This is a genomic window from Bacteroides sp. 1001136B_160425_E2, assembly GCF_015559655.1.
GTDB lineage: Bacteria > Bacteroidota > Bacteroidia > Bacteroidales > Bacteroidaceae > Bacteroides > Bacteroides luhongzhouii.
This window is the reverse complement of the sequence record NZ_JADMQH010000016.1, coordinates 133,648-159,184: the sequence shown is the minus strand read 5'-3', so window position 1 is coordinate 159,184 and position 25,537 is coordinate 133,648. Positions and strand designations below refer to the sequence as shown.

Below are 25,537 nucleotides of genomic sequence, written 5' to 3'. Positions count from 1 at the left end.
TAATACCTGAACCTGTTGTACGCCAGCCCTGTCTCCCGGTCATAGTACTGTCCCTGAAACAGGAACGGTACCATCCCCTTGTTACCTGTCTCCTCGATGACGTTCCCGTCCATGTCAAGCACCCGGCTCCACACCTCGTTGCCCTCGGCATCGTATGCCTCCGTCGGCGTTCCGAGCTGGTCGGTCAGTATCGAGTAGGACCTGCCTTCCTTGAGCATGGCCACCGGTACGAAGGACTCCTCGTCGAAGAGCCATACCGTCATGTTGCGGCGTTCCGTGTCCGTATTCCACCTGTCCTCCATGACGGAGTATTCCCTATGCTGCTTCCACTGGTGCAGCGGCACGTTGCCGTTCCACACCCACCGCGTCACCGTCGTGCCGAAGCTCTTGGAGAGCCTGCGCCCGAGCGCGTCGTATGTGAACTCCACCTCCCTCTTGTCGGGCCGCACCACCTTTGCCAGAGAGCCGTCGGCGTTCCACCGGTATCTCCAGCGGTCCTTCTTGCCGTCAAGCCACCTTCCCGTGCCGAGGTAGCGTTCCGTCAGGTTGCCGTCCGCATCGTACTCGCAGTGCCATTCGCCGTCCTGCTCCAGCCGTCCGCCACCGAGGTAGCGGCGCAACTTCATGTCCGGGTCGGGATACAGGTTTCCCGTCTGGTCGCTCTTCCTCCACTGCACCCTGCCGTCGGGGTATTCCGCCCTTTCGAGCTGCCCCGTCGGGGTATAGGAGTAGCGTGTCTCGCCACGCCTGCTGTCCTCCACGGACAACAGCCTGTCGGCGACGCCCCAGCGGTAACGGCGCATATGCCGTGTGCGCGAGTCCTTGCGTGTGCGGGCATCCACCAGACGGCCTATGTCATCATAGGCGAACGAGCGGACAATGCCTCCCGGAAGGATGCGCTCCACCTCGAAGCCCAGCGTATCGTGGCGGTGTGCCGATTCCCACGAGCCCGCGCCGTCGGCGTCGCTGCCGCCGGTGGCCGTGAACCCCTCAAGCTCCCCGTAGCCGTTGCGGGTGTAGCGCAGCGAGGCCCCCGCCGTGCTGTCGAGCGTGAGTATCCTGCCGGTATGGTCGTAGGTGCGGAGTATGGTGTTGCCGTCAGCCGTCTCCCGGACCGGAAGCCCCAGGGAGTTGTATGCGAACTCCACCGTGCTTTCCCCCCTCGATGCCTGCACCAGCCTGCCGGACAGCCCGTAGGCGTAGGTCTGGTCGGGGTCGCCTGCCGTGGGGTATGAGACGCACGTCACGCGCGAGCAGGCGTCATAGCCGTATTCCCTTTCCGTTCCCGATGGCAGCGTCTCCCTGACGACGCGTCCGCCCCTGTCACGCAGGTAACGACGGACGGCCCCGTCGAAGCCTTTCTCGGCGGTGACGTTGCCCACAGCGTCGAGGGTGAACTCGTAGCTCTGGAGCCTCTCGTTTGTCACACGGCGCAGGCGTTCCTCCCGGTCATAACGGAAGCTCACCACGCCCCGGTGGTCGCGGCGCCTTGTCAGCTTCCACATGCCGGAGTAGCCGTACTCCACGTGCTGGACGTTGTCATGGTATTCCGTGAGGTTGTCTATCCCGTCGTAGGACAGGCGTATGTCGTTGCCGTCGAAGTCGAGCACGCGCACCACGCGGCCCACGGGGTCGTATTCCCTTTTCTGTACCGCACCCTTAGGGTTGGTGACGCTCACGCACCTGCCCAGCAGGTCGTAGCCGTACAGCGAGGTGTTCCCCCGGCTGTCGGAGGCTTCCGTGAGGTTATGGAAACGGTCATAGGCGAGCCTCGTCACCACGCCGTAGGGGTCTTTCACCGATGCCACCGCACCGTTGCGGTAGGTCATCCTCGTGACGGCACCTTCGGGGTTGGTGCGGCTCACCAGATTGCCCGAGCGGTCATAGCCGAACTCCCACGTGCCGCCGTCCGGCGTGGTAACGGATACGGGACGGTTGCGCAGGTTCCCCTTGGCAGGATACACGGCGGACACGCTGCCGCCGCACGGGTCGGAGCTGTCGGTGCAGTTCCCCCAGCGGTCATACCTGTACAGGGTGCTGTTACCGAGCGGGTCCGTCTGTGCGAGAAGCCGGCGGCTGTCGTCGTAACGCCACAGGTGTTCCCCGCCGTTGGCATCGACCTTCTTCCACACAAGGCCGCCGCGGTGGTGGTACACCGTCAGTTCTCCGTGGCTGTCGAGCACCTCGGTCACTCCCTCCCGGAACGTGAGCCTGTGGTCGTATATGCCGCCGTCGCCCCACGTGTGTACGCAGCGCGAACCCACGCCCGTACCGTCGTACTCGAAGTACCACGCAAGGCCGTTGCGCCATGTCTCCTTCACGATGAGCCTTCCGGCATATTCGTATGTCATCACGTCGCCCGCCGCGTTGCGCTGGAGGGTCATGTTGCCGTCGGCGTCGTACTCGTAGGAGGCGAGGGTAATCTCTTTCTCCGGATCTTCCGGATGCGGGCCGCATATCTCAAGGATGCGTCCGCTTCTCGTGTCGTGCTCCACCCTCAGGCGGCGGCCCGCGCTGTCGGTGATGGAGCGCAGCAGGCCCTCTTTCGTGTAGTCGAAGCGGATGCCCAGGCCGTTGCAGTCGGTCACGCTCTCAAGCAGGCGCACGGAATCGTACTCCTTGCGCGTGAAGCGGTAGTAGAGGTCCTCGGCCATGTCCCACACGCAGTAGCCGCCGTCCTGTTCCAGACGGGCCTCCTTGCGTTCGGAGAGGATGAACGAGGGTTCCTCCGCTGTAGGCAGCGGGAAGGCCACCGGGATGCCGTCACTCATGCGGAGCGTCAGCGTGCCCTCTTCCGTGTCCGCGACGACGCCCATGTCGTAGGCGTGGTGCCACCCGTTGCCCAGAGGACCCCGGTAGTCGCTGCGGCTGTACCACGTGCGCTCCCATGACAGGGGCACCGGGCCGTCGAGCCAGAAGTCCTCCTCGTCGGTGAAGAACGTGCCGCTGGCCACGTCCACCGGGTGGCCCGTGACCGTACAGATGGCCTTGTGGAGCATGTTCTTCAGGGATTCGCTCTTTATCGTCCTGTTGACCTTGCTGTGCAGCCTGTCCGCCAGCTTCCTGGTCTTTTTCTTGTAGAAACGCCCGAACGCCCCCGTGCATTTGCGGGCGAGTGCCGCCATGGGGTTGAGGGGGACGGGGACCGGGCTGGTGAGTATCTGTCTGGCGGGAGGTATCGGGTTGATGACACCCGTGGGCAGGAACATGCCCGGAACCTTGTGCACGCTCGGTATGCCCACGTCGTTGCAGTCAAGGTGCAGGTGCGCGCCGCCGCCCGAGAAGGGCATCCCGTCGGCAAGTACCGTCAGGCTGCCCATGAAGGCGTGGCCGTTGTTCTTGGGTATCGCCGCTGAAGGGGCCGCCCAGCCTGCGCCCATGGGGATGTGCGGGATGCTCCGCGTGGGGGTGGATGCAACCGCGCGGGGGATGAAGCCGCCTATCTTGACGGTGGCGCCCAGCATCCCGACGGCCATCGTCAGCACGGTGTGGCCCACCTCGGCGAGCTTCGCGCTGTCGGCGTCGCCCGTCTGTTCCGCTGTCGGTGGCGGGGGGATGAACGAGGAGACCGCCGCCGCGATGAAGTCCTGCGGACGGAGGAGAATCCCGACATAAGGGTGAGGCATCGGCACGACGGGGGACGGGGGTATCGTCACGAGGTGGATGTCCACGCCGATGACAGGGTCGAGCTGCTTGGAGATAGGCAGGCAGGCCATGCCCTTCATGCCCATGGCACCCAGTACGGGGAGCATCGCGGCTTCGCTCAGGCCGTCGGCAAGGCCGCCGATGGCGGCTGCCGCCTTGACGCCCGTGTCGAGGGCATTGACGGACGGTGACACACCGGCCTCGGAGTTCGCCTTGACGCCTTCCGAGATACCCTTGACCTGCGCGCCTACGCCGGTCTTTAGGTTTGCACTTACGCTGTCGAAATAACCTGTGTCCGCCATAACTGTCAGTCTTTATGATAGTACCATAAAATTCCAAGATGACGGATAATCTTTCTTAATCATATTGAACAACAATTTGAAATTGTTATTGTGAGATCCTTCGAGTATTGAATAAAAATAATTATGACATATACAACAAGCTCGTTGTTTGGGAGAAGCAATACAATAAAACTCTTCTCCATCAACTATAATTTGATACCATTCCCAATCATATTTGGTCTTTATAAGATTTCCAAATAAAGATCCAAATGAATATGCATAATTTTCAATATCATCTTCCTCATTATTTTTATTTGCAATAAAATTATTTATGAAATCTTTCATCTTGGTTAATTGTTGTTCAATTGCATCCGTTGTGGCAATTTTTGCTGTTTGTTTCGCTTCTTCAGCTAAACGATTAATTTCATCGAACTCAGACTTATCTACGAGTCGATATGAATTTAAGTTTTCCATATTTATCCTATTTTATTATATGAACATTTACCTCGAGGAACATTTCCTTTTCGAATTTGTCCATTGAGTTGAATTTGTAATCGTCTAATTCTTTTTCGAGTAGCGTCATCATTTACTCCAGGTTTCCAATTAGTTCTGATTTTAGCTATTCGACTTTTCACATGGTGTGAGTATTTAGGATGACTTCCTCTATGATATACAGCTTCACCTAACTGCATTCTTCTTTTATCACTATCAGGAACAAGCCTTCCATTATCCGCACTATCCATATCAAGACCTAAAGCATCAAACATGACCTGATTCTGTTTCCATACCTCCTCTGGTATTAGATGATGATTTTCCATGCCATCACCTATTTTAGCATTTATATTTTTACCTAATTTTTTGCTACTTAACCCAAGGATATCCACAGTTGTATTCACATCTATCACATACCCATACAGATTGAGTATTCCCCCAGCCAACCCAATCGGATCTTGTGAGACATACATTCCCATCTGCGGCGAATAATACCTGAACCTGTTGTACGCCAGCCCTGTCTCCCGGTCATAGTACTGTCCCTGAAACAGGAACGGTACCATCCCCTTGTTACCTGTCTCCTCGATGACGTTCCCGTCCATGTCAAGCACCCGGCTCCACACCTCGTTGCCCTCGGCATCGTATGCCTCCGTCGGCGTTCCGAGCTGGTCGGTCAGTATCGAGTAGGACCTGCCTTCCTTGAGCATGGCCACCGGTACGAAGGACTCCTCGTCGAAGAGCCATACCGTCATGTTGCGGCGTTCCGTGTCCGTATTCCACCTGTCCTCCATGACGGAGTATTCCCTATGCTGCTTCCACTGGTGCAGCGGCACGTTGCCGTTCCACACCCACCGCGTCACCGTCGTGCCGAAGCTCTTGGAGAGCCTGCGCCCGAGCGCGTCGTATGTGAACTCCACCTCCCTCTTGTCGGGCCGCACCACCTTTGCCAGAGAGCCGTCGGCGTTCCACCGGTATCTCCAGCGGTCCTTCTTGCCGTCAAGCCACCTTCCCGTGCCGAGGTAGCGTTCCGTCAGGTTGCCGTCCGCATCGTACTCGCAGTGCCATTCGCCGTCCTGCTCCAGCCGTCCGCCACCGAGGTAGCGGCGCAACTTCATGTCCGGGTCGGGATACAGGTTTCCCGTCTGGTCGCTCTTCCTCCACTGCACCCTGCCGTCGGGGTATTCCGCCCTTTCGAGCTGCCCCGTCGGGGTATAGGAGTAGCGTGTCTCGCCACGCCTGCTGTCCTCCACGGACAACAGCCTGTCGGCGACGCCCCAGCGGTAACGGCGCATATGCCGTGTGCGCGAGTCCTTGCGTGTGCGGGCATCCACCAGACGGCCTATGTCATCATAGGCGAACGAGCGGACAATGCCTCCCGGAAGGATGCGCTCCACCTCGAAGCCCAGCGTATCGTGGCGGTGTGCCGATTCCCACGAGCCCGCGCCGTCGGCGTCGCTGCCGCCGGTGGCCGTGAACCCCTCAAGCTCCCCGTAGCCGTTGCGGGTGTAGCGCAGCGAGGCCCCCGCCGTGCTGTCGAGCGTGAGTATCCTGCCGGTATGGTCGTAGGTGCGGAGTATGGTGTTGCCGTCAGCCGTCTCCCGGACCGGAAGCCCCAGGGAGTTGTATGCGAACTCCACCGTGCTTTCCCCCCTCGATGCCTGCACCAGCCTGCCGGACAGCCCGTAGGCGTAGGTCTGGTCGGGGTCGCCTGCCGTGGGGTATGAGACGCACGTCACGCGCGAGCAGGCGTCATAGCCGTATTCCCTTTCCGTTCCCGATGGCAGCGTCTCCCTGACGACGCGTCCGCCCCTGTCACGCAGGTAACGACGGACGGCCCCGTCGAAGCCTTTCTCGGCGGTGACGTTGCCCACAGCGTCGAGGGTGAACTCGTAGCTCTGGAGCCTCTCGTTTGTCACACGGCGCAGGCGTTCCTCCCGGTCATAACGGAAGCTCACCACGCCCCGGTGGTCGCGGCGCCTTGTCAGCTTCCACATGCCGGAGTAGCCGTACTCCACGTGCTGGACGTTGTCATGGTATTCCGTGAGGTTGTCTATCCCGTCGTAGGACAGGCGTATGTCGTTGCCGTCGAAGTCGAGCACGCGCACCACGCGGCCCACGGGGTCGTATTCCCTTTTCTGTACCGCACCCTTAGGGTTGGTGACGCTCACGCACCTGCCCAGCAGGTCGTAGCCGTACAGCGAGGTGTTCCCCCGGCTGTCGGAGGCTTCCGTGAGGTTATGGAAACGGTCATAGGCGAGCCTCGTCACCACGCCGTAGGGGTCTTTCACCGATGCCACCGCACCGTTGCGGTAGGTCATCCTCGTGACGGCACCTTCGGGGTTGGTGCGGCTCACCAGATTGCCCGAGCGGTCATAGCCGAACTCCCACGTGCCGCCGTCCGGCGTGGTAACGGATACGGGACGGTTGCGCAGGTTCCCCTTGGCAGGATACACGGCGGACACGCTGCCGCCGCACGGGTCGGAGCTGTCGGTGCAGTTCCCCCAGCGGTCATACCTGTACAGGGTGCTGTTACCGAGCGGGTCCGTCTGTGCGAGAAGCCGGCGGCTGTCGTCGTAACGCCACAGGTGTTCCCCGCCGTTGGCATCGACCTTCTTCCACACAAGGCCGCCGCGGTGGTGGTACACCGTCAGTTCTCCGTGGCTGTCGAGCACCTCGGTCACTCCCTCCCGGAACGTGAGCCTGTGGTCGTATATGCCGCCGTCGCCCCACGTGTGTACGCAGCGCGAACCCACGCCCGTACCGTCGTACTCGAAGTACCACGCAAGGCCGTTGCGCCATGTCTCCTTCACGATGAGCCTTCCGGCATATTCGTATGTCATCACGTCGCCCGCCGCGTTGCGCTGGAGGGTCATGTTGCCGTCGGCGTCGTACTCGTAGGAGGCGAGGGTAATCTCTTTCTCCGGATCTTCCGGATGCGGGCCGCATATCTCAAGGATGCGTCCGCTTCTCGTGTCGTGCTCCACCCTCAGGCGGCGGCCCGCGCTGTCGGTGATGGAGCGCAGCAGGCCCTCTTTCGTGTAGTCGAAGCGGATGCCCAGGCCGTTGCAGTCGGTCACGCTCTCAAGCAGGCGCACGGAATCGTACTCCTTGCGCGTGAAGCGGTAGTAGAGGTCCTCGGCCATGTCCCACACGCAGTAGCCGCCGTCCTGTTCCAGACGGGCCTCCTTGCGTTCGGAGAGGATGAACGAGGGTTCCTCCGCTGTAGGCAGCGGGAAGGCCACCGGGATGCCGTCACTCATGCGGAGCGTCAGCGTGCCCTCTTCCGTGTCCGCGACGACGCCCATGTCGTAGGCGTGGTGCCACCCGTTGCCCAGAGGACCCCGGTAGTCGCTGCGGCTGTACCACGTGCGCTCCCATGACAGGGGCACCGGGCCGTCGAGCCAGAAGTCCTCCTCGTCGGTGAAGAACGTGCCGCTGGCCACGTCCACCGGGTGGCCCGTGACCGTACAGATGGCCTTGTGGAGCATGTTCTTCAGGGATTCGCTCTTTATCGTCCTGTTGACCTTGCTGTGCAGCCTGTCCGCCAGCTTCCTGGTCTTTTTCTTGTAGAAACGCCCGAACGCCCCCGTGCATTTGCGGGCGAGTGCCGCCATGGGGTTGAGGGGGACGGGGACCGGGCTGGTGAGTATCTGTCTGGCGGGAGGTATCGGGTTGATGACACCCGTGGGCAGGAACATGCCCGGAACCTTGTGCACGCTCGGTATGCCCACGTCGTTGCAGTCAAGGTGCAGGTGCGCGCCGCCGCCCGAGAAGGGCATCCCGTCGGCAAGTACCGTCAGGCTGCCCATGAAGGCGTGGCCGTTGTTCTTGGGTATCGCCGCTGAAGGGGCCGCCCAGCCTGCGCCCATGGGGATGTGCGGGATGCTCCGCGTGGGGGTGGATGCAACCGCGCGGGGGATGAAGCCGCCTATCTTGACGGTGGCGCCCAGCATCCCGACGGCCATCGTCAGCACGGTGTGGCCCACCTCGGCGAGCTTCGCGCTGTCGGCGTCGCCCGTCTGTTCCGCTGTCGGTGGCGGGGGGATGAACGAGGAGACCGCCGCCGCGATGAAGTCCTGCGGACGGAGGAGAATCCCGACATAAGGGTGAGGCATCGGCACGACGGGGGACGGGGGTATCGTCACGAGGTGGATGTCCACGCCGATGACAGGGTCGAGCTGCTTGGAGATAGGCAGGCAGGCCATGCCCTTCATGCCCATGGCACCCAGTACGGGGAGCATCGCGGCTTCGCTCAGGCCGTCGGCAAGGCCGCCGATGGCGGCTGCCGCCTTGACGCCCGTGTCGAGGGCATTGACGGACGGTGACACACCGGCCTCGGAGTTCGCCTTGACGCCTTCCGAGATACCCTTGACCTGCGCGCCTACGCCGGTCTTTAGGTTAGCACTTACGCTGTCGAAATAGCCTGTGTCCGCCATAACTGTCAGTTTTTATCGTTATTTAACTCGAAAATACAAATAGGCAGATGCAACAATGGCAATCACAATAATTACACCGAGCCAAAATCGGAATCCGGTTGGACCCAATAAGTCAAGAAAGAAATTTCCTCCCCAGCTTCCGGGTCTGGCGTATGTCCATTTCCAGTCGAATATCAGTCCGACAAGCCAAACCAATAGCAGAAAGATTACTACTAAGTACCCCACTTTAGGGTTCGCATAGGCATATTCGGTTGCATTAGTGAACAGCCCTTCAAGATTTCGCAATATGTTGGTCAGCCATTCCATTGTATTTTCCTAAATTTCTTTTATACTCATACAAATAATTCTCCCAGTTATCTCCTAACACTTTGGTCAGAACTTCATTTATTTCATCGTCACTGACCAGCTTGGAGCGTGCCGAACTGTTTAGCAGGCTTAATAACAGGAGAGGATAAGAGGAGTTCTTTATCAGGTCTATGGAAAGTTTGTCTGAAAGTCTGAAACCTTCCACATAACATTCCGCAGCTAACGATTTCTCATAATTATTTTCCCGGCACCAACCACACAGCCTCAATGCTTCACTTTGCATTAGGTAATCGTTGCATCTGGAGTATGCTTCAGCACCGCGATAGTACGTCTCTGCCGCTTCTTTCCAAAGCGACTCTCGTACATAGATGGAGGCTTTCCCCAATAAGGTGTTTCCGAGCAATCGGCAAGCTAAAGAGGGATCTAATTTTTCTTCCCCGATTTCAGCGGCTTCTACGGCTTTGTCGGCAAAGTACATGGCCGTCTTGTGGTCCTTACGGGAAATCTGGTCTGTATATAGAATTGTATATACGGTTACAAATTGACTGATCCAGTTAATGTCTTTCTTCACATTTTCGAGAGCAATATCGAGGCATTTCTTCGCAAATTCCTCTGTTTGCGCTGCGTTCCCTTTTTTCACACTGTTCATCAGTTTGATTAATGCCAGCCTGAAATTCGAGGCTGCCGGGTCGCTCTTATCTTCATTCGCCGCTTGTTCCGCGAGTTGCTCCATTGCACCGTCTAAATCTATTGGCGGATAAATAGACACCGCGTCATTGGAGTGTTTGGCCATTAGTTTGCCAAACTGTTCATAGTCTTTTATGTCGGATATCCCCCATACCATTTGCTTGTGGAATGGCAGAGCAAGAGCCTTTTCAAACCATTCACGACATCCGTCATAGTCGTATGTGTTCTTTAGGTTAAAGACAAAACTGCATTTCATATCAGTCCCTTTTACAAGGGATTCTGTCAGCTTGTTGAAGTTGGCAACTGCGACGGAGGCATCGTTTTCCGCTTCTTCCGACTTATAATCAGCTATCCAATCAACACGTTCAAAGACAATATCTTCGGGTTTCTTTGAGTTATTCCAGTATTCTACTTGTTGTGCAATATACCCTACAACATCTTTTGAGAAATCGGTTCTGGAACTGAACGGAAGTTCTATGAGGAACACCATATCTTCCTCTTCGCTATCAAGGGCAAGCATATAGTCATAGAAAGCATCAAGCATACTTTCGTCTCCCGGATTGATGACGATACGGATTAACTTGACCGGTTTCCTGACTGCATCTTCCCATTGGTAGAGCATCTTGTCTGCTATTTGTTGTATGGCGTTGCTCATATGCTGTTAATTCAATTTGACAATAGTTCCGGCTACGGCTGTGGTTCCGGAAGAATCTATCGTAGCCTTTGTTGTACCGCTGACCGTGGCACTGCTGCTGCCGGTTGCTGTAAAATCAGTACTGGAGATATTATAATTGCTGCCTGCTGTACAATCAATATTTTCTGCCGATTGCGCAATATTGGCACCCGCGGACTCTGTTATGTCCTTTTCCGCATTAGATGATATATTGCCTTCGCTATCAATCATTATTTTGTTTTCTCCAACACATAAGGTGATGCTTTTAGAGGCAGATATTGTGATATTTCCTTCTCCGTCTGCCGTATAGCTGTTGCCTTCCTTATCTTTCATCATAACGCTTCCTTTTTCATCATCAAGCGTTATGGTACAACCGCTGCGGGTAGTCAGGCTTTTTGTTTTGTTTGAACTGCCGCCACCGGTGCCTGACTTTCCATGGAATAAGCTGCCAAGTACAAACGGACGGTTCGGGTCATCATATCTGAATGCCACCATGACTTGGTCTCCCTTTTCGGGTATGAATACAAATCCTCTGTTTGTGGCCACTTTGTCGCTTGTACCTGCGTCGGGAGTGAGCACCCGTATCCACGAGGTTTGCATCGGACCGGTCTGCCAGTTCATCTTGACTTGGACGCGGCCTAACTTTTTCGGGTCCTCGTTGCTGACAACCACGGCCTGCTGTGTATGAGCGACAGGCAGAGGTACATCCGGGCATGGAAGGGTGGGAATAGAGGACGGAAGTGCGGTGAAATAGTTCTGGTAACTGTCACCCATACCGGCTACGTGGGTTATTTCCGTAATGATATAGGTGCCGATGCTATTTTTTACGTGGATACCTATTCCTGTATGGATAGCGGTATGAACATCTATGATACTGCCCACCGTGAGGATGCGGCAATCGCTTTCCCCGGTGATGAAACTGGATGCGGCGCTGTCGCTTTGCTGCCTGCGTTGGAAATAGGCGTCAAGTTCACCCTTATTGGTTATGCGCGGCTCCGCCCGTTGGACAGCGGGAGCGGTAAACAAAGCCAATGACGAGTCAAAGGCCGCTTGTCCCAATGTGTTTTGTCCGGCTGCGGTATCGGGGGATTGGCCGTTATAGGTCTGGTCGTTCACCGAATGGTAAGAACTTCCCTTTATTGGTCGGGCAAGTGTCTGCGAGCAGACATCGAGCACGGATAGTTCCTCGCCGTATGTCAGCTTGGTCGTCGAGCCGGCCTGTGGCTTCCCGAATACAAGGTTCTGTCCGTCGTAGTAGAGCCATTCCTGATATTGGCGGGCAAGCCGTTGTATGAATCTGAAGTTGGTTTCCTCGTACTGGCATTCGTATTCCAACTTCGATTTCGTTTCTGGATTGACAAGAGCTTGCACTCCCGCCTTGTCTGTAAGTTCCTTAACGATGTCAGACAAGGATTTGTTGCACCATGAGGCACAAGTGTGGTCTGACTCCAATAGGAATGTTGACGAATATCCCGTCACTTTTATATTTCCGTGTGTTCCACCGGAACGATGAAGTCCCACCATGGTGGCCACGCCGACAAAAATAGTGCCGCCGAAGTCCATGATTACTTTTTTCCCAACCCAGTCTTTTGACGCCTCCGGGATTTCCACACCATAGGCTTCTATGGCTTGGATATCCAGCGTTATCTCAAAGTAGTGATGCTCATTGATGCTCTGTTTGAGCATCAACTGCACAAACGACGGCATGGGTATGCCGGCTATTTCCAATGTGACTTTTTTTTGTTCCAGCATGGCGGCATTATATTTGACGGTTTATATCCAAATTGCCAAAGCCGCCCGGCGGAAGTCCGTCGGACGGCCTGACAAATGTTTTGATTTAGGATTTACCTATGTACGCCGATTTATTTCTTCGGCCAACGGTTGTCAAGAGCTGCGCTGCCGACGATGATTTCTTCAGCGGAGAACGTAATGGTGATTGTCATAGGCACATCGTTGTTCGCGTCCAGAGTTTCCGAGTAGTGAACGATGTATGCGTTCTTGAACTGGATCTCCTTCATCTTGGCATCTTCCTCCGTTTTTTTGTAGATAATCTTTCCTTCTACAGGTTTGAAAGGGCTGTTCAACATCGCTTCGATGACAGAAGTGTCTTCTGTTGATTCGATGGTTGCTTTTACTCTACCACCCAATACGCTTGAAGAGGGCATACCTTTAGGGTCTGTGTTACGACTAAACTCATAGTTTGAATAAAGGACGTCAAATTCCTTGTTGTTAAGTTCCAATGATGCTCTAAATGCCATAATACTTGGATTTAATGGGTTAAACTTAATTATTTTACTTCGGTTTCTCCGTCCTTGCGCCCTAACCGGTATAGATGCAAAAAAGAGAAAACCTCAAAAACGATTTTTTGAAATTTCCTCTCAGCCTCCGGATGACTCAGTTTTATTGTGGGAAAAAGAGAAGAAAATAAAACATCATCTTTGATGTGAGCAAATATAAGTGCTTATATTCATTTTTCCAAATTTTTTAGCGCGTTTTTTTGCTGTTATTTTCATTTTAACACGTTTTAAACTAATGTTCGTGTATAAAGCCACTGTCCTATATGATTAGAAACACGCCCCGTTGATGATGTGTCGCTATTAAATTGATTCCTGGCATTGTACAATAACACTTGTAGAAGAAGTTTCATCAAGAACGGACGAAACCGCCGGAAAGTAAACTGCTGCCGGAATGCATAAAAACGATATCCACCGCATGAAAGTGGCAGATACCGTTAGCAGATTGACTATGTAGTCTGAATGTTTGCGTATGTCCTAATTCTTACGCCCGTATCGGCAGATGAGCAATGAACTTAATACCAGGAGTGCAAGGGCAATCATCCATGTGTAGATCTTCCGTTCCTTTTCCAAATGTTCGATGTCCGCCGCTTGTTGTTTGGAGCAAGTTGTCAGTATATTAATCTGGGATTGTTGTGCCTTGCAGATATCCATAAGTTCAGAATTAATCCGTTGCTGTGTCTCCAGCGAAGTTTGGATGTTCTTGAAGTTGCGGTTGGTCGTATATGCGTCACGGATATATCCGGGCGTGCTAACCTGTAACGAGGGAACCTGTATGCTGTCCGGAAGGTATGTCAGTTCTGCATTATTGCGCCGTTCCGTTGCGAAGCTGTTGAACAGGAGTATGCCAACAAGTGTGCCGCTGATCAGAAAGGCTATTAATGCTATGATGGCAAACATTGTGTTTGATGATTTTGCGACAGGTTGTTGGTACTCTCGTTCAAGCCATGGATGATGGTTCATCGTGTGAGGCGGAATGGATGTTCCATACTCTACAGTCCGGACTTCGGCATTTTCTTCGGTCTCTTTTTTCTCAAGAGCCTTACGTCTTGATATATCCATAAATTCGCGCTTGGCAATCTGGTATTTATCCGCTTGATAAATTACAAGGTCGTTTTTTACCAGCCAGTCAAGAACGTCCTTGACACTCCGTTCTGATACCTTGAGGTTGCTGATGCTCCAAAATATTTCTGCACAAGATACCCATATTGGCTTCTGGAGGCACTTCTGATATAGGATTTCAAGAATCTCTGCCTGTAGTTGTTCTCTTGTTGGTTCCATTTTATTTACAGTATTAATTGTTTCGGAATAAAATAATATTTCTTGCCGGTGATGAATACAGGTCTGAAAAGGTTGCGTTGATATATGTCTTCCAGTCTCTTCATCTTTGAAATCAAGGTTGTATAGCCACTATTAAAGTCCGTCAGTTCAACCTTTCTTTTCTTTAGTTTCTTCACCTTTGTTGAATTTAAAAGGCTGTCATTGGCCATGACTCCCGTCTTACAATAGAAGATTTGAGCCAAATATGGATTTCTGGGCAATACTTTTCGATAGAAACTTCTGTTTATGCTTTTCTTTTGCCGGTTAAATTGCTTGCGAAGCACTCTTAGCTCCTTTTTCCCTATGTTATCTGAGAACTCCGGGAGCAGTCCCCTGTAGCTTTGCAGCAGTTCCATCACTTCCTTGTCATCGAGTAGATATCCATATTCGTACCCGTCCATTATACTGTCCGCTACGGAGGCCTTTATATAGTAGGTGTCATTCACGCTGTTTCTATCTATATCGTCAAGGCTCATACTGTCAGGATTTTCCGTATGATGGAATATATGCGTCAGTTCGGATGTGGGACGGCTTCTTAGGACACCTATATTTCGCTCATAATCTTTAAGTGAGTGCAACAGTAGGCTGTCCGTCTCGAAAGATTGCCATAATACGGAATCCAAGGCTGTTTCCAAAGCGTTGCTTTCCAGTCTGTTTCTACCTTTAGGGAATAAGATTCCTCCTACCGTAAGGCTGTTGTATGGAGCATCATACAGGTATAAGTTGGCATCCGTAGCTTCTATGTTCTTGAACAGCTCCGTCTTTACCAGTCTGCTGTCTGCGATATAATTGGATATATGGTCTATGTATTTCGTAGAATGGCTGTCCAGAATAGATTTGGCCTGCAATAGGAAGTCCTGATAAGAAGTGCCTGATGCTCTGTCTATCTGGGCAAACAGAAGCCTTGCCGGTTGGGTTGCCAGCCACGAGAGTTGTTGCTCGTGCAAGGATAAAGTTTGCTTTGACCCTAAAATGACAAATACATTGTTGCTGAAACGGCTTTCGTTATCATAACGGGAGATTTGTTTGATAGCCCCGCCAAAACCGTAAAACGATGATTGTTCCTCTTGTTCGTTTTTCCGCTTGGAAGAAATGGATTGTTTGATATAGTCGAGCCAGGCTGAAAAGTCCTTGGTTGGAGCCAAATGTCTGTTTTCTCCGTTGGAGGATATGCAAGTTGCTGAGAAAGTGTAGTCATATTCGGGCTTCATTTTCAGCTTTAGGTTCTGTAGCACATTGATATATGGGGATAGATAAGGTAGGTCGGCATCATTGAACAGTACATGTATGTTCACGTTTTTGGTTTCCGCTTCCATCTTTCGGACATCGGAAACCATGATGTCTCCGCCTTTGATATTGATAATCTTATTCCAGTTCTTGTCCCAGACGGACAGAGGATAGTTCAGCCGGATATTCCCATTCGTCATAGGCCCTGCCGGGTTTCCATCCAGGTTGAACAACATCGTACCCTGAATATTCGCATTATGTAATGCCAACGTATCGGGATACATTAGGTTGACAGCACACAACAAAGAATCACGGTATCGTGAATAATCAATATGATACACCTCATTTTGGCCGACTTCTGCAAGAAGGTCAGCGGGAACCCACCCTAAAAAGCGTTTGGTACTGTCTGATAATGCGGGAACATTGGAAATCAATGCGGATTTGCCGCTCTTGTCTAACTTGTATAGGTAAACAACCTCTCCGCTGACAACTACCGCATCCGTTGTTGTTTTCAAAAACGGCTCTCCGTATATTTTCAGGGTATCTCCATTGAAGAATTGATGGATATCGAACAGCTTGTTAATGCTGTTTATGCCTATACGGTACCTTATCGGCTGGTTGTTGCGGGGATTGATACGGGCATGGTCGTACATCAGTACATTTTCCGATGGTATCCATCCGGCATAATTGACTTTACGGGGTTCCTTAAAGTGTCTCTTGCTGTTATACAGGAAACCTATTATCGACTTGGGCTTGCCTGTAATGTCTGGGTCAGCCTGAACGAGCTTGTAGGTTCCGTTCTTTTCACCTACTATGTAATAGGGTGTGCCAATCCCGTGTGAAGACCGCTTACGCTGGAAATACGGGTCTTCATAACTTTGATTTCCAGTCCTGTCCGAATAGACAATTCTGTTTGTCTTGCTTTTCTTTGTTTTGACAGGAGCTTCTGTTAATTCCGGATAATTGAATATATCCCTATCCATTATTTGTATTCTGTCGCGGATGGACACTTGGGCAGATACGTTGCACGCAAGAGTAATCATCACGGCCACAGAAAACAGATTTCGTATGAGATTCAGTTGTTTCATTTTTCAATATAACTTTGTGTCACATGGATGGACTTGACGCAATTCAAATCGTCAATTTTTACATCATCAATACTCACACGCTTTTTCCTGTTGCTTTCAAGAAAATGCAGTCCTTGACAATAGCCGTTGAAGTCATTGTATTTTTCATCATTGATGACGACCACTACCTGGTCTGCATCAATGCAAAAATATTTGTTACGGATATAATTCGTATGTTCGTAATAGACCGACTTTTGTGAGACTTTGGCGTCAGCTATGGCTTGCAAGTGTTTTTTTATATCATTCTGTACCAGTACCAACGAATCCACCGTGACCAGTTCCTCTGCTTTTTCAAAGCGTGGGAGAATGGTTATACGGTGCTTCACCGGATATTTCGTCGTATTGGTTTGTAATGAGATGGTGTATTCTCCCGGAATATCATACGAATACACGACTTGCTGCTCGTATGCGTCCACAGTACCGCTTTCTCCAAATTCCCATAGCCATGTGTCCATACCATAGCCTTCTGCCGAAAAGACCAGCTCTTCACCTTGATAACCCTCTGACACTCCATTTATACGGGGTATGGAATCAATGGCCTCATGCTCCAGCCCTGAGATAACTTTGATATACTTGTTTACGGAGTGTTTTCCGTCTATTTTCAAAGTAATAAGATATTTGCCGGCCTTACGGTAAGTGTATGACACATCCGTATTTCTCATCAGTGTATCACCGTTTCCCATTTCCCAAATGAGCCGCTTGCCTTTAATCGCTGCCGTATCGTTGACTAATAGCTCCAACCGCTCATTGACCTCATAATGAAAATTATCATTGGTGTCATACACATAAAAGTCAATATTGGCAAGGTGCGACTTCGAAGGCAGGAACAAAAACAAAAGGATACCTGCCATGGCAACCAGTCCCAATATGATGATTGTTATAGTTTTCTTATTATCCATTGCGAATGTTTTATAAATTGGCTTTACATTCTTCCAAATCCCGTTCAATCAGTGCATTGTTATGTACCAGACTGTTCAATTCCTCTTTTATGTCGAATTGGCATTTAAGCATTCTGGAGGACAACACGCCGAAAAGGAATTTCGTATTCATATTGTTTTCCTTGTATATATGCTGCAATTGGTAAATCCCATCCTTCACCTCGTCCATCTTTTGTACTTGATGAATGTTGAAGTCCAGAGAGTCAATCTCATTCCAGATGTTCTGCGCTTGCTGCATATGTGTATGCTGGATTTCAAAAATGCGTTCGGAATGGTTGATTTCGTTTATCAACTCCGAACTGTCCTCTGTCGGTACGTTGAGTATATACCGGCAAAGTATGATATAAATTGCGGCTACTGAGAAAATCAGCAGCAGGAGGAAACGGATGTTTCCCCATAGCATTTCGTCTTTTGTCATGGCTTCGTCAGTTTATTCTTGGTTAATTCCTGATATTTGATTCTACACTTTTCAAGTTGCTCCATGTTGCTTTCACGCTTTTTGCTTTCGCGGTCAAGGTCATCCATTGATGATTGGATGACACGGATCTGTTCAAGCATAGCTTTATACACTTCGTACTTGCTTTTATCGGCCTGCATTGCAATGTCATTTTCCATTAATAACCGTTTTTTGGTTATCAATTTTTGCATGTGCTTGTGTTCACTCGAATTTCGCCGCTTGGTCTTCAGATTGTTCAAGTCCCGGAACAATTCTTCTATCTGGAAGTTAAGTTCTGCCTGTTTCTTGAACACATTGTCATATTCGGCCTTCTTGCTTTCAAGAAGGGATATTCCTTTTTGTGCAGTCACAATCGTTACGATACCTCCGGTTGTGGTCACAATCAGTGCGATAGCGAATACCAAAGTAAATCGGAGCTTCGCTTTCAAACGAGCTTTTTTGTTTTCTGCTTCCATACTTGCTATGATTTAATCGCTCAACCTATAAACGACCATGATCGTTTCTTTTGAGCCTCTATTGTTTCGTGACTTTCGTCTCCTACTATAATATTCTCACGAACCATTCCGATGTATTCCAGTTCACTCATTTTGTGGAACATATTGCTGAGCAGTGTCACAAATGCCCCTGCCGTCTGCAATGATTGGTTTATATTGGTATGGTCATACATAAGCTTGGTTAGGCTCTCTATCTTCGTGATAAATTCAGAGGGTGTGACATTGGTCCACTCATAGAAGTATTGGAGCAATTGTTCTCTTTCCGTTTCGGAAAGACTTTGAAGAGCGGAGTTCAGACCGTTTGCAAGCTCATTCACGGCCTGCACAAGATATATCGGCGGTTGCTCTAAGGCGATTTGTTCGATAAAGAAGATTCTTGAGTTGTAAAAGGCCGAGAAAGCCTTACACAGCTCAAATGTATTATTGGCAAGCGTATCTCTACGCTTGTCAGCAACATTCCTGCTGTAAATGAGTTTCACGTCTTCTTTTATCGACTGTAGGGTACGTGCCAATTGGGAAATGAATGTTTTAATCCCATCGTGGCAAGCGGAATGTTGTACCGGTGGAATATATTGATGATTGATTTTATAGGTATTCCCTTGTCTGCATACCTCTGCCACCAGCAAAAAATTCTGGCTGTAGAAAGATTTGTTGACTTGGTTTTTGGGAACGATATGGAGTTTTATGCTCGGCAAGACATACGGGTGATGCAAAGGCACCTCTTCCGGGTCCGGTTCACCGACAGGTATCAAGTGATACGGATCTACGGATATTAGTACCATATACTCGCTGTCCTCGGCTTGCAGACCGGATTCTGAAATGGTTGCACAGGGTTTCTCATCCCCGTATAAACCGTCGTAATAAACGATGGGCAGACCGCCTTTGGTGATAGCGTTGCAGCTTTTCAGGCGGACACAGAGAGTGGACATGGTATCACCTGAAATCTCTATTTCAAGATTGTCACCTATCCCTTCAAGGACCTCTCCAAGACCATAGTTATAACTGGTCAGACTCCTTCCTGCTTCGCGGTTGAGAGCTTCCGTTTGGCAATATTGGTTTGCAAAGAAATGCTGACTGGTCAGCTTCAGACCATTGACCCAGTTTACAGGCAAATATGTTAGTGTTTTCATATATTATGATGTTTTTGTTTCTACTTGTACACGCCGGATATATATCGTTTGATTATTCTTAATCTTATTGCTCTCACTCGTCAGAGTGGGGTCAAGTATTCTTATGAACAACGGGAAGTTAAACCATTTTGAGGTATAGAACATCCATCCGATTTGCATATCTTCCTTCTCTGTTTCAATCTTGTTTTGGGGGAAACGCCTGTTTTGGTCTTCGATAACCCAATTGAACCAATTCCCAAGAGATATTTCATTGGGCAGGCGGACAACCAACGAAGCGTATGTCGGGTCTTTTATATTCCGTTTGATTTTGACTTTGACCGTTCGGAAGCCGAAGTTGTCTATGTTGTCCCAATATTTCCGGTCAAAGGTACCATAGCTCAATTCCCATGGGGTATATATCGGGTGCGGGATGTCCAGGAACAGGGTTCTGCTGTACATAATCAGATATGGGATTGCAAACCATAGGATATTTGTTGTGTTCCATAGCGAATAAGGTAGCTTGCTTATCAGTTCAAACAGCAGATAGTAGCACCATCCGCCTAAAGCGCATATTGTGGTTAGAGTGAGAATGACCGCTGTTCGGGAACTGCCAATACCGATTGCTCCGAACAAATCGGAGGTTGACAGTTTGCAGAACAATGCTCCAAGGAGGATATAGGACAATATCGTGAATGTCAAGCCTCCCCAGACGTATTCGTTTTTTAGGAAACCGAACAGGCTGGGTAAAGCGACGGCAATGGAAGCCAGAAGAATGAATATGATTAATTTCTTCAGGCTAAGTTTGCTCTTGATCGTTTTTATTCCGGTCAAGACAAATATCATCACGGCTACAAATAATGGAGCCAATAAATAACGTGCAAAGAAATATAGCAATATCTTCATATTATTAGATTTTTCATAAGTTCATATTATATCCTAATCGGTTTTCTCCGAGTATAAAATCCGTTTCTCCACGTACCAGATAATCAACTTCGATATTTCTTGTTGAAAGGATGAAAAATTCAAGTATCCGGCGGACATTGGATAGATGCGTTTTTACCTCCTCATAGTCATCTGTCGGAGTATCAAGGATGATTGTCGCCGTCAAATCATCGGTTTCGCTTATCATTAGACCATTAAGGCCTAATGTCTGTCCGACACATCCGGAACCGACGGAAAGGTAAACCGTTTCATCAATCTCATGGACTTCCAGTCGCAGTTTCACCTTCAATCCCAAAACGATAAGAAGCAGTTGCTCGATAGCAGGCAGGTTCTCTTTATACCGTTCTGCATTGCAGAGGAATAGGAACAGCTTATATTTCTGATGGGAAGTAATGGATAGTTCGACATTTTCCATAACTTCAATCATCTTGATGAAGTTCTTCTTGGAGTCCGGGTCTGAAAAGAAATTCAGATGGCGGTTATTGATACGGACCTTTTCTTTGAAAAACTCTGTATCAAAGGGTGCAAAGAATTGTATAAGCTCTTTATCCTGTTTTTCATTGGCTCGGATGGCTTCAACTATCTCCTTGTTGCTCATGCCCGGTGTGCTAAGCACCAATGGATGAAATAGTAATTCCGGCAATTGATGATAGATGCTGTTTCTTGCCAGATTCAGCAATATATATTCTTTGTCGGCATTTGTCGCCGCGATATGCTGTACCGAAACACTTAATACATCTCTGGATTTCACACGACTGTTCATACCATGGCAATTAACCATAGTATGGTCCAACAGCCGCCGGTCAAGAATAAATTGAAGTTCATCATAAAAGATTTCTGCGACAAAATTTATTGCCTGACTGCGTTGGATGCTTTCCAAGGGTTTCTTTTGCGCTAACATTGTTCCCATATCAGTTCACCGTTTCGATAGTTTATGACGATGTTGTCACCCGACTTGATTTGCTCAGAGACAATCAGACGAGATACGGACTTCTTGATATAAGTTCTTATGACTCCTGCTATCGGACGTGCGCCGTATTTGGGAGAATACCCTTTGTTTGCCAGATGTTGCAATGCTTCATCCGACAAATTCAACTGGATGTTTTTCTGTTTCATCAGTTGTTCTTGCAATCTTCCAAAATGGAGGTTGAATATCTGTTTGGCGACATTTTCATCTATTGGCGCAAACGGAACCACCTCGGTGAGACGTCCCAAAAATTCAGGTCGGAAATACTGTGCCATAACCTCGATGAGCTTTCCGGAATCAGGAGTATGTCCGGATTGTATTTGTTCCACAATCCACTGGCTTCCGATATTGGAGGTGAAAATGATTATGGAATTTGAAAAATCTCCTTCCCGGCCCAGTTTATCATGTATCTTGCCTTCATCCATCATTTGCAGGAAAACATCATAAACGCTGCTATGGGCTTTCTCAATCTCATCGAATAACACTACCGAATAAGGTTTCTGTCTGATTTGAGTGACCAGTAAACCACCTTCCTCATATCCTACATATCCCGGAGGTGCACCATACAGCAATGCAGCCGAATGTTCTTCCTTGAACTCGGACATGTCAAATCTGATCATGGCTGATTCGTCATCAAACAGTAACTCGGCCAGTGATTTTGTGAGTTCTGTTTTTCCCGTTCCGGTAGGGCCAAGGAAGAAGAATGAACCTATAGGCTTCTTGGGGTCACTCAGTCCGCTGCGTGATTCTATAATGGCATCTGATAAAGTCGTAATGGCCCGGTTCTGTCCTTTGACCCGTTCTTGCAATTTGCTCTCGATGCTCAAAAGTCGATCCTTCTCGCGGGCTTGTATTTTTCCGATAGGTATATTGGTGCACTCCGCTACAATCGCCTCTATTTCCGAAGAGCGTATCTCTTCAATAGACTGGTCGGATAGTGCCTTTAATTCTTTGATGATGCCCGACAAACGTCCTGCTTTTATCGCGATGTCATCTTCTTTATCCCATACATAGTTGTCTGACAGTTTGGTGGTCAATACGACACTGATTTTGCTGAATACAGAACGGTATAGTAAGTAAAGCGGCCCTTCAGATATTTTTTCGTCGAGACTCTTTATTTCCTCAAAATCCGCTTCCAAATCAGATACACTGGCTCGTGCATTCTTATTGCATAGCCGGACGGCAGCAGCGGTTCTGTCAAGCAGGTCGATGGCGGCATATGGCAGGCTGCGTTCCTTAAAATATCGTTTGGAGAGTGCGATTGAATCTTTAATACACGCATCTGAAATTCTCAGCTCGTAATAGTTTTCAATCCTTTTTTTATGTAATTGTATGGCACTTTCAAGTGTAGCCGTATCCAGTTCTTCAATCTTTATGATATCAAGACGCCCTTCTATCGGATGCTTTTCGATGTTCTTCCGGTAAGAATCGTTCGTGAGTGTGAGAACAAGATTTGCGGCTCCCTCGCTGATTTGCGCACTTAATATGTTGATAAGTGTGGATGCTTTGCCTGATACGCTGTTCTCCAAAAGGACCTGTAAATCATCAATCACCAGCACAGCTTGTTCCAATTGGTTGAGCTTGTGCATCAGATTGACAACTTTTTGTGCTATCTCCGTTTCAGACGAGGTTGATGCGAGCAGTTTTGCCGTATTGAGTCCGACAATAGATATTTGCTTTAACATCTCGTCTTCATTCTCACAGATATCTTTGACAAAGGCGTTAATGATGGAACTCTTCCCGATACCGGATTCACCGACAATCAGTATGCCCTTGTTCTCTGAGCGTTCGAGGCATTCTAAAATAGTACGGACCTCTTTTTCCCTACCGACGACAAAGCCACCGGCATTGATGGTTTCTTGCTTTTTTAGGTTGTCGGCATAAGGAACGCTTGCTGTTATCTGCATTTCCTCTCCTTGATAAGAATGCAACGGGGTAAGGGCATTGTAGTGGGACAATATGTCATCTTCCGAAACATCCAGCATCTCTATCTGCTGATGCGAATACACGACACCTTCACGCAATATGGCGGTAAACACACAGATGGAGTCTATGGAATCCGCTCCTAATTTAATTTTAGACCGTTCGGATTCATCCAAAACCTTTGACAGTTCTTCATCAGGTTCCACTTCTTCTGTGGAAGTACCACTGGACCTATACATTTCGCGGTGGGTGTCAAACCATTCCATTATGTAGCCGACATCCTTCTGCATCGAGGATAAAATTTCCTTTAGACCCGTGTTTTCTGCAAACATGGCCATGACAAGATGTGACACGCCGAACGTGTTATGCTTGTCTTGAAGTGCCATTCCTCTTGCTATCTTAAGGGCAGACACCAAACTTGGGCTATAATTGCTATCATTCATACGAATTTGATTTTATAGTTTGAATTACATACAGAGCGTTCAGTCAAATCTTTTTCAAGATAATGGGCCAATTCTTCCAGATTGGGAATTTCATCTTTATCAAATTGTCCAAACTTTATCTTGACCTCTGTCACTCTGATTAATCCTTTTTTGCTGTCAGGAGATATAGTCACGCCATTACCGACTTCGACTGATTCAACATGTTTTCCCAGCTTGTGCAACAAGTAGCTTTTGATGTCTTCTTTAGATATAATCCGTTCCCGGGACAACAGACCATACCTTAAACTATTAATAAGTTCCTGTTCGCTATCATGCGTTGTTCCTCCTTGCATACAAGTGCGCAACATGATGCCTGAAGCGTCATATTTTTCTATGTTGAATTGTTGTATCAGTGTGCGTTCATTGAAACCGTTCGCCAAAGATCCGGAAGTCACCCAATATTTTATCTCGGCATTGGTCGCATCCTTTTGGGGGACACTTAAAACAAAGGCCTTTATTTTGTTATCTCCTTTTAGCGTGGCCTCCAATCCTTTCTCTATATCATTTATCTTGTTGAACAACTCTTTGAGCTGCGTCGAAAGTGCATCCGGATTCATTGAAGCAAAAGCACTCCCGTCTTCTTTCATTAATTGTAACACTTTTGAAATTAATGAGCGGGCACTGTCCGAATCAAATCGTTCAAGGTCGCCAAAATACAGGCTGAATATACCTGTCGGATTTTCCTCATACTGGTTCAGTCGGTTTACATATTCCCGGCCTGTGTTGTCTTGAAACGAGCGTATGTTCAAGAATTGTGTACGGCCCGGACATTTCAGGGGTATAATTCGTCCGGTGGAACGGAAATTATGCTGTTTGTAAACGATTTGTCTGTTTACAACCGGAAATGTGTTCAAATATACTTCCAGATTTTCAAGACTTTCTTTCGTGAATATTTCCGGAAAGACTATCTTGACCCAAAAGAGATTCTCAGAGTCATCTGGGACCTCGCAGTCGGCCACATAACCGGGAAACATTTCTCGGTAGGTATGTTTCTCTTTGGAAGCATCTTTTATACTCACATTAAAATATAGGTCACTATAAAAATCGCGGATTTCATCAAAGTAGTGCGCATTACTATATGGATCTTCAACATGAAGGCCTGTTTTTGCATTCAATCGGTTTCCTGTGCAGTCATAGAAGAAAGCCATATTCATAAACGGAAGTAACCCCATATCGGAAGACTTGATACAAAACATTACAGAGTCCATGTTTTGCAGGACTTCTTTAGACACATCCAGCCCGACCCAGACGCAATAATCCGCTATCCGGTTTTTAGGGCCAAGGAAGCGTGTTGGAGTGCTAAAGCTATCGGTTGAATGCCTTATACTATCGTTGTATGCGATTGCTTTGACTTTTGCATCAACCAGTTTATAGGAAAACAAAGGGGTTATAAAGACTTGAATATCCCCTTTGCCAAATATGTTTTTCTCTGCATAAAAGTGATCTTCGGCATCAAGTTCGCAACATTCCCCATGATTGGGGGTAATAGTCATAAGCGCATGGGCCGGCTTTGGCAGCGACCATTTGTTTCCTATGAGTATTCTGGACAGGCGGTGAAGTATCCGTGAATCGGACTGATCTATTTCTTGATGCAGCTTGTTGGACTCATGGGCAAAAACTTCAAGCAGCAAATCTATCACGGGGTCCATATCGCGTATATCGGATACACCCCAAAACTCCATAGCCTGCTTTAATATTCGTTCCTTTATTGCAATTTGTTTCTTGTCTGACATAGTT

The 25,537-nt window shown here is 49.3% G+C and carries 17 protein-coding genes; all 17 read right to left on the bottom strand.

The window, feature by feature from the left end:
- Positions 1-3,947: DUF6531 domain-containing protein (locus I2I04_RS16905; RefSeq protein ID WP_195211121.1), on the bottom strand; the 3,947-nt coding region annotated here is incomplete at its 3' end.
- Between the two features lie 12 nt (positions 3,948-3,959).
- On the bottom strand, positions 3,960-4,400 hold the full coding sequence (locus I2I04_RS16900) for a hypothetical protein (protein WP_004309690.1): 441 nt from the start codon (positions 4,398-4,400) through the stop codon (positions 3,960-3,962).
- 2 nt (positions 4,401-4,402) lie between these two features.
- On the bottom strand, positions 4,403-8,854 hold the full coding sequence (locus I2I04_RS16895) for a DUF6531 domain-containing protein (protein ID WP_149936932.1): 4,452 nt from the start codon (positions 8,852-8,854) through the stop codon (positions 4,403-4,405).
- 18 nt (positions 8,855-8,872) lie between these two features.
- Complete coding sequence (locus tag I2I04_RS16890) at positions 8,873-9,160, bottom strand: immunity 17 family protein (RefSeq protein WP_004314530.1); 288 nt, start codon at positions 9,158-9,160, stop codon at positions 8,873-8,875.
- Complete coding sequence (locus I2I04_RS16885; RefSeq protein ID WP_004310137.1) at positions 9,126-10,502, bottom strand: hypothetical protein; 1,377 nt, start codon at positions 10,500-10,502, stop codon at positions 9,126-9,128. The genes I2I04_RS16890 and I2I04_RS16885 overlap by 35 nt, the downstream gene beginning before the upstream one ends.
- Before the next feature lie 6 nt (positions 10,503-10,508).
- Positions 10,509-12,272 (bottom strand): type VI secretion system Vgr family protein, encoded by a 1,764-nt coding sequence (locus tag I2I04_RS16880; RefSeq protein WP_004314531.1) that lies wholly within the window; start codon positions 12,270-12,272, stop codon positions 10,509-10,511.
- Between the two features lie 110 nt (positions 12,273-12,382).
- The gene (gene tssD / locus I2I04_RS16875) at positions 12,383-12,778 is read right to left on the bottom strand and encodes a type VI secretion system tube protein TssD (protein WP_004310139.1); all 396 of its coding nucleotides are present in this window, start codon (positions 12,776-12,778) and stop codon (positions 12,383-12,385) included.
- 513 nt (positions 12,779-13,291) lie between these two features.
- The gene (locus I2I04_RS16870; RefSeq protein ID WP_004310140.1) at positions 13,292-14,095 is read right to left on the bottom strand and encodes a DUF5457 domain-containing protein; all 804 of its coding nucleotides are present in this window, start codon (positions 14,093-14,095) and stop codon (positions 13,292-13,294) included.
- Between the two features lie 5 nt (positions 14,096-14,100).
- On the bottom strand, positions 14,101-16,449 hold the full coding sequence (gene tssR, locus I2I04_RS16865; RefSeq protein ID WP_008659499.1) for a type VI secretion system protein TssR domain-containing protein: 2,349 nt from the start codon (positions 16,447-16,449) through the stop codon (positions 14,101-14,103).
- Positions 16,446-17,387: a PKD domain-containing protein gene (locus I2I04_RS16860; protein ID WP_004310142.1), complete on the bottom strand. Its 942-nt coding sequence runs from the start codon at positions 17,385-17,387 to the stop codon at positions 16,446-16,448. Before I2I04_RS16860 ends, tssR begins: the two co-directional genes overlap by 4 nt.
- 10 nt (positions 17,388-17,397) lie before the next feature.
- Positions 17,398-17,844 (bottom strand): type VI secretion system TssO, encoded by a 447-nt coding sequence (gene tssO, locus I2I04_RS16855; protein WP_004310143.1) that lies wholly within the window; start codon positions 17,842-17,844, stop codon positions 17,398-17,400.
- On the bottom strand, positions 17,841-18,338 hold the full coding sequence (locus tag I2I04_RS16850; protein WP_004310144.1) for a type VI secretion system TssO: 498 nt from the start codon (positions 18,336-18,338) through the stop codon (positions 17,841-17,843). The genes tssO and I2I04_RS16850 overlap by 4 nt, the downstream gene beginning before the upstream one ends.
- Before the next feature lie 20 nt (positions 18,339-18,358).
- Positions 18,359-19,507 (bottom strand): hypothetical protein, encoded by a 1,149-nt coding sequence (locus I2I04_RS16845; protein WP_004310145.1) that lies wholly within the window; start codon positions 19,505-19,507, stop codon positions 18,359-18,361.
- A 3-nt stretch (positions 19,508-19,510) separates the two neighbouring features.
- Positions 19,511-20,389, bottom strand: a complete 879-nt coding sequence (locus I2I04_RS16840) for a TssN family type VI secretion system protein (RefSeq protein ID WP_004310146.1) — start codon at positions 20,387-20,389, stop codon at positions 19,511-19,513.
- Between the two features lie 13 nt (positions 20,390-20,402).
- Positions 20,403-21,338: a hypothetical protein gene (locus tag I2I04_RS16835; protein ID WP_005777320.1), complete on the bottom strand. Its 936-nt coding sequence runs from the start codon at positions 21,336-21,338 to the stop codon at positions 20,403-20,405.
- Complete coding sequence (locus I2I04_RS16830) at positions 21,323-23,761, bottom strand: AAA family ATPase (RefSeq protein WP_004310148.1); 2,439 nt, start codon at positions 23,759-23,761, stop codon at positions 21,323-21,325. The genes I2I04_RS16835 and I2I04_RS16830 overlap by 16 nt, the downstream gene beginning before the upstream one ends.
- Positions 23,758-25,533, bottom strand: a complete 1,776-nt coding sequence (locus I2I04_RS16825) for a type VI secretion system baseplate subunit TssF (protein ID WP_138293791.1) — start codon at positions 25,531-25,533, stop codon at positions 23,758-23,760. The genes I2I04_RS16830 and I2I04_RS16825 overlap by 4 nt, the downstream gene beginning before the upstream one ends.
- Positions 25,534-25,537: the final 4 nt, after the last annotated feature.

Excerpts from the sequence above, each read along its gene's own strand:
- I2I04_RS16900 (WP_004309690.1), bottom strand. The coding sequence starts at position 4,400 with ATGGAAAACTTAAATTCATATCGACTCGTAGATAAGTCTGAGTTCGAT.
- I2I04_RS16895 (WP_149936932.1), bottom strand. The coding sequence starts at position 8,854 with ATGGCGGACACAGGCTATTTCGACAGCGTAAGTGCTAACCTAAAGACC.
- I2I04_RS16890 (WP_004314530.1), bottom strand. The coding sequence starts at position 9,160 with ATGGAATGGCTGACCAACATATTGCGAAATCTTGAAGGGCTGTTCACT.
- I2I04_RS16885 (WP_004310137.1), bottom strand. The coding sequence starts at position 10,502 with ATGAGCAACGCCATACAACAAATAGCAGACAAGATGCTCTACCAATGG.
- I2I04_RS16880 (WP_004314531.1), bottom strand. The coding sequence starts at position 12,272 with ATGCTGGAACAAAAAAAAGTCACATTGGAAATAGCCGGCATACCCATG.
- tssD (WP_004310139.1), bottom strand. The coding sequence starts at position 12,778 with ATGGCATTTAGAGCATCATTGGAACTTAACAACAAGGAATTTGACGTC.
- I2I04_RS16870 (WP_004310140.1), bottom strand. The coding sequence starts at position 14,095 with ATGGAACCAACAAGAGAACAACTACAGGCAGAGATTCTTGAAATCCTA.
- tssR (WP_008659499.1), bottom strand. The coding sequence starts at position 16,449 with ATGAAACAACTGAATCTCATACGAAATCTGTTTTCTGTGGCCGTGATG.
- I2I04_RS16860 (WP_004310142.1), bottom strand. The coding sequence starts at position 17,387 with ATGGATAATAAGAAAACTATAACAATCATCATATTGGGACTGGTTGCC.
- tssO (WP_004310143.1), bottom strand. The coding sequence starts at position 17,844 with ATGACAAAAGACGAAATGCTATGGGGAAACATCCGTTTCCTCCTGCTG.
- I2I04_RS16850 (WP_004310144.1), bottom strand. The coding sequence starts at position 18,338 with ATGGAAGCAGAAAACAAAAAAGCTCGTTTGAAAGCGAAGCTCCGATTT.
- I2I04_RS16845 (WP_004310145.1), bottom strand. The coding sequence starts at position 19,507 with ATGAAAACACTAACATATTTGCCTGTAAACTGGGTCAATGGTCTGAAG.
- I2I04_RS16840 (WP_004310146.1), bottom strand. The coding sequence starts at position 20,389 with ATGAAGATATTGCTATATTTCTTTGCACGTTATTTATTGGCTCCATTA.
- I2I04_RS16835 (WP_005777320.1), bottom strand. The coding sequence starts at position 21,338 with ATGGGAACAATGTTAGCGCAAAAGAAACCCTTGGAAAGCATCCAACGC.
- I2I04_RS16830 (WP_004310148.1), bottom strand. The coding sequence starts at position 23,761 with ATGAATGATAGCAATTATAGCCCAAGTTTGGTGTCTGCCCTTAAGATA.
- I2I04_RS16825 (WP_138293791.1), bottom strand. The coding sequence starts at position 25,533 with ATGTCAGACAAGAAACAAATTGCAATAAAGGAACGAATATTAAAGCAG.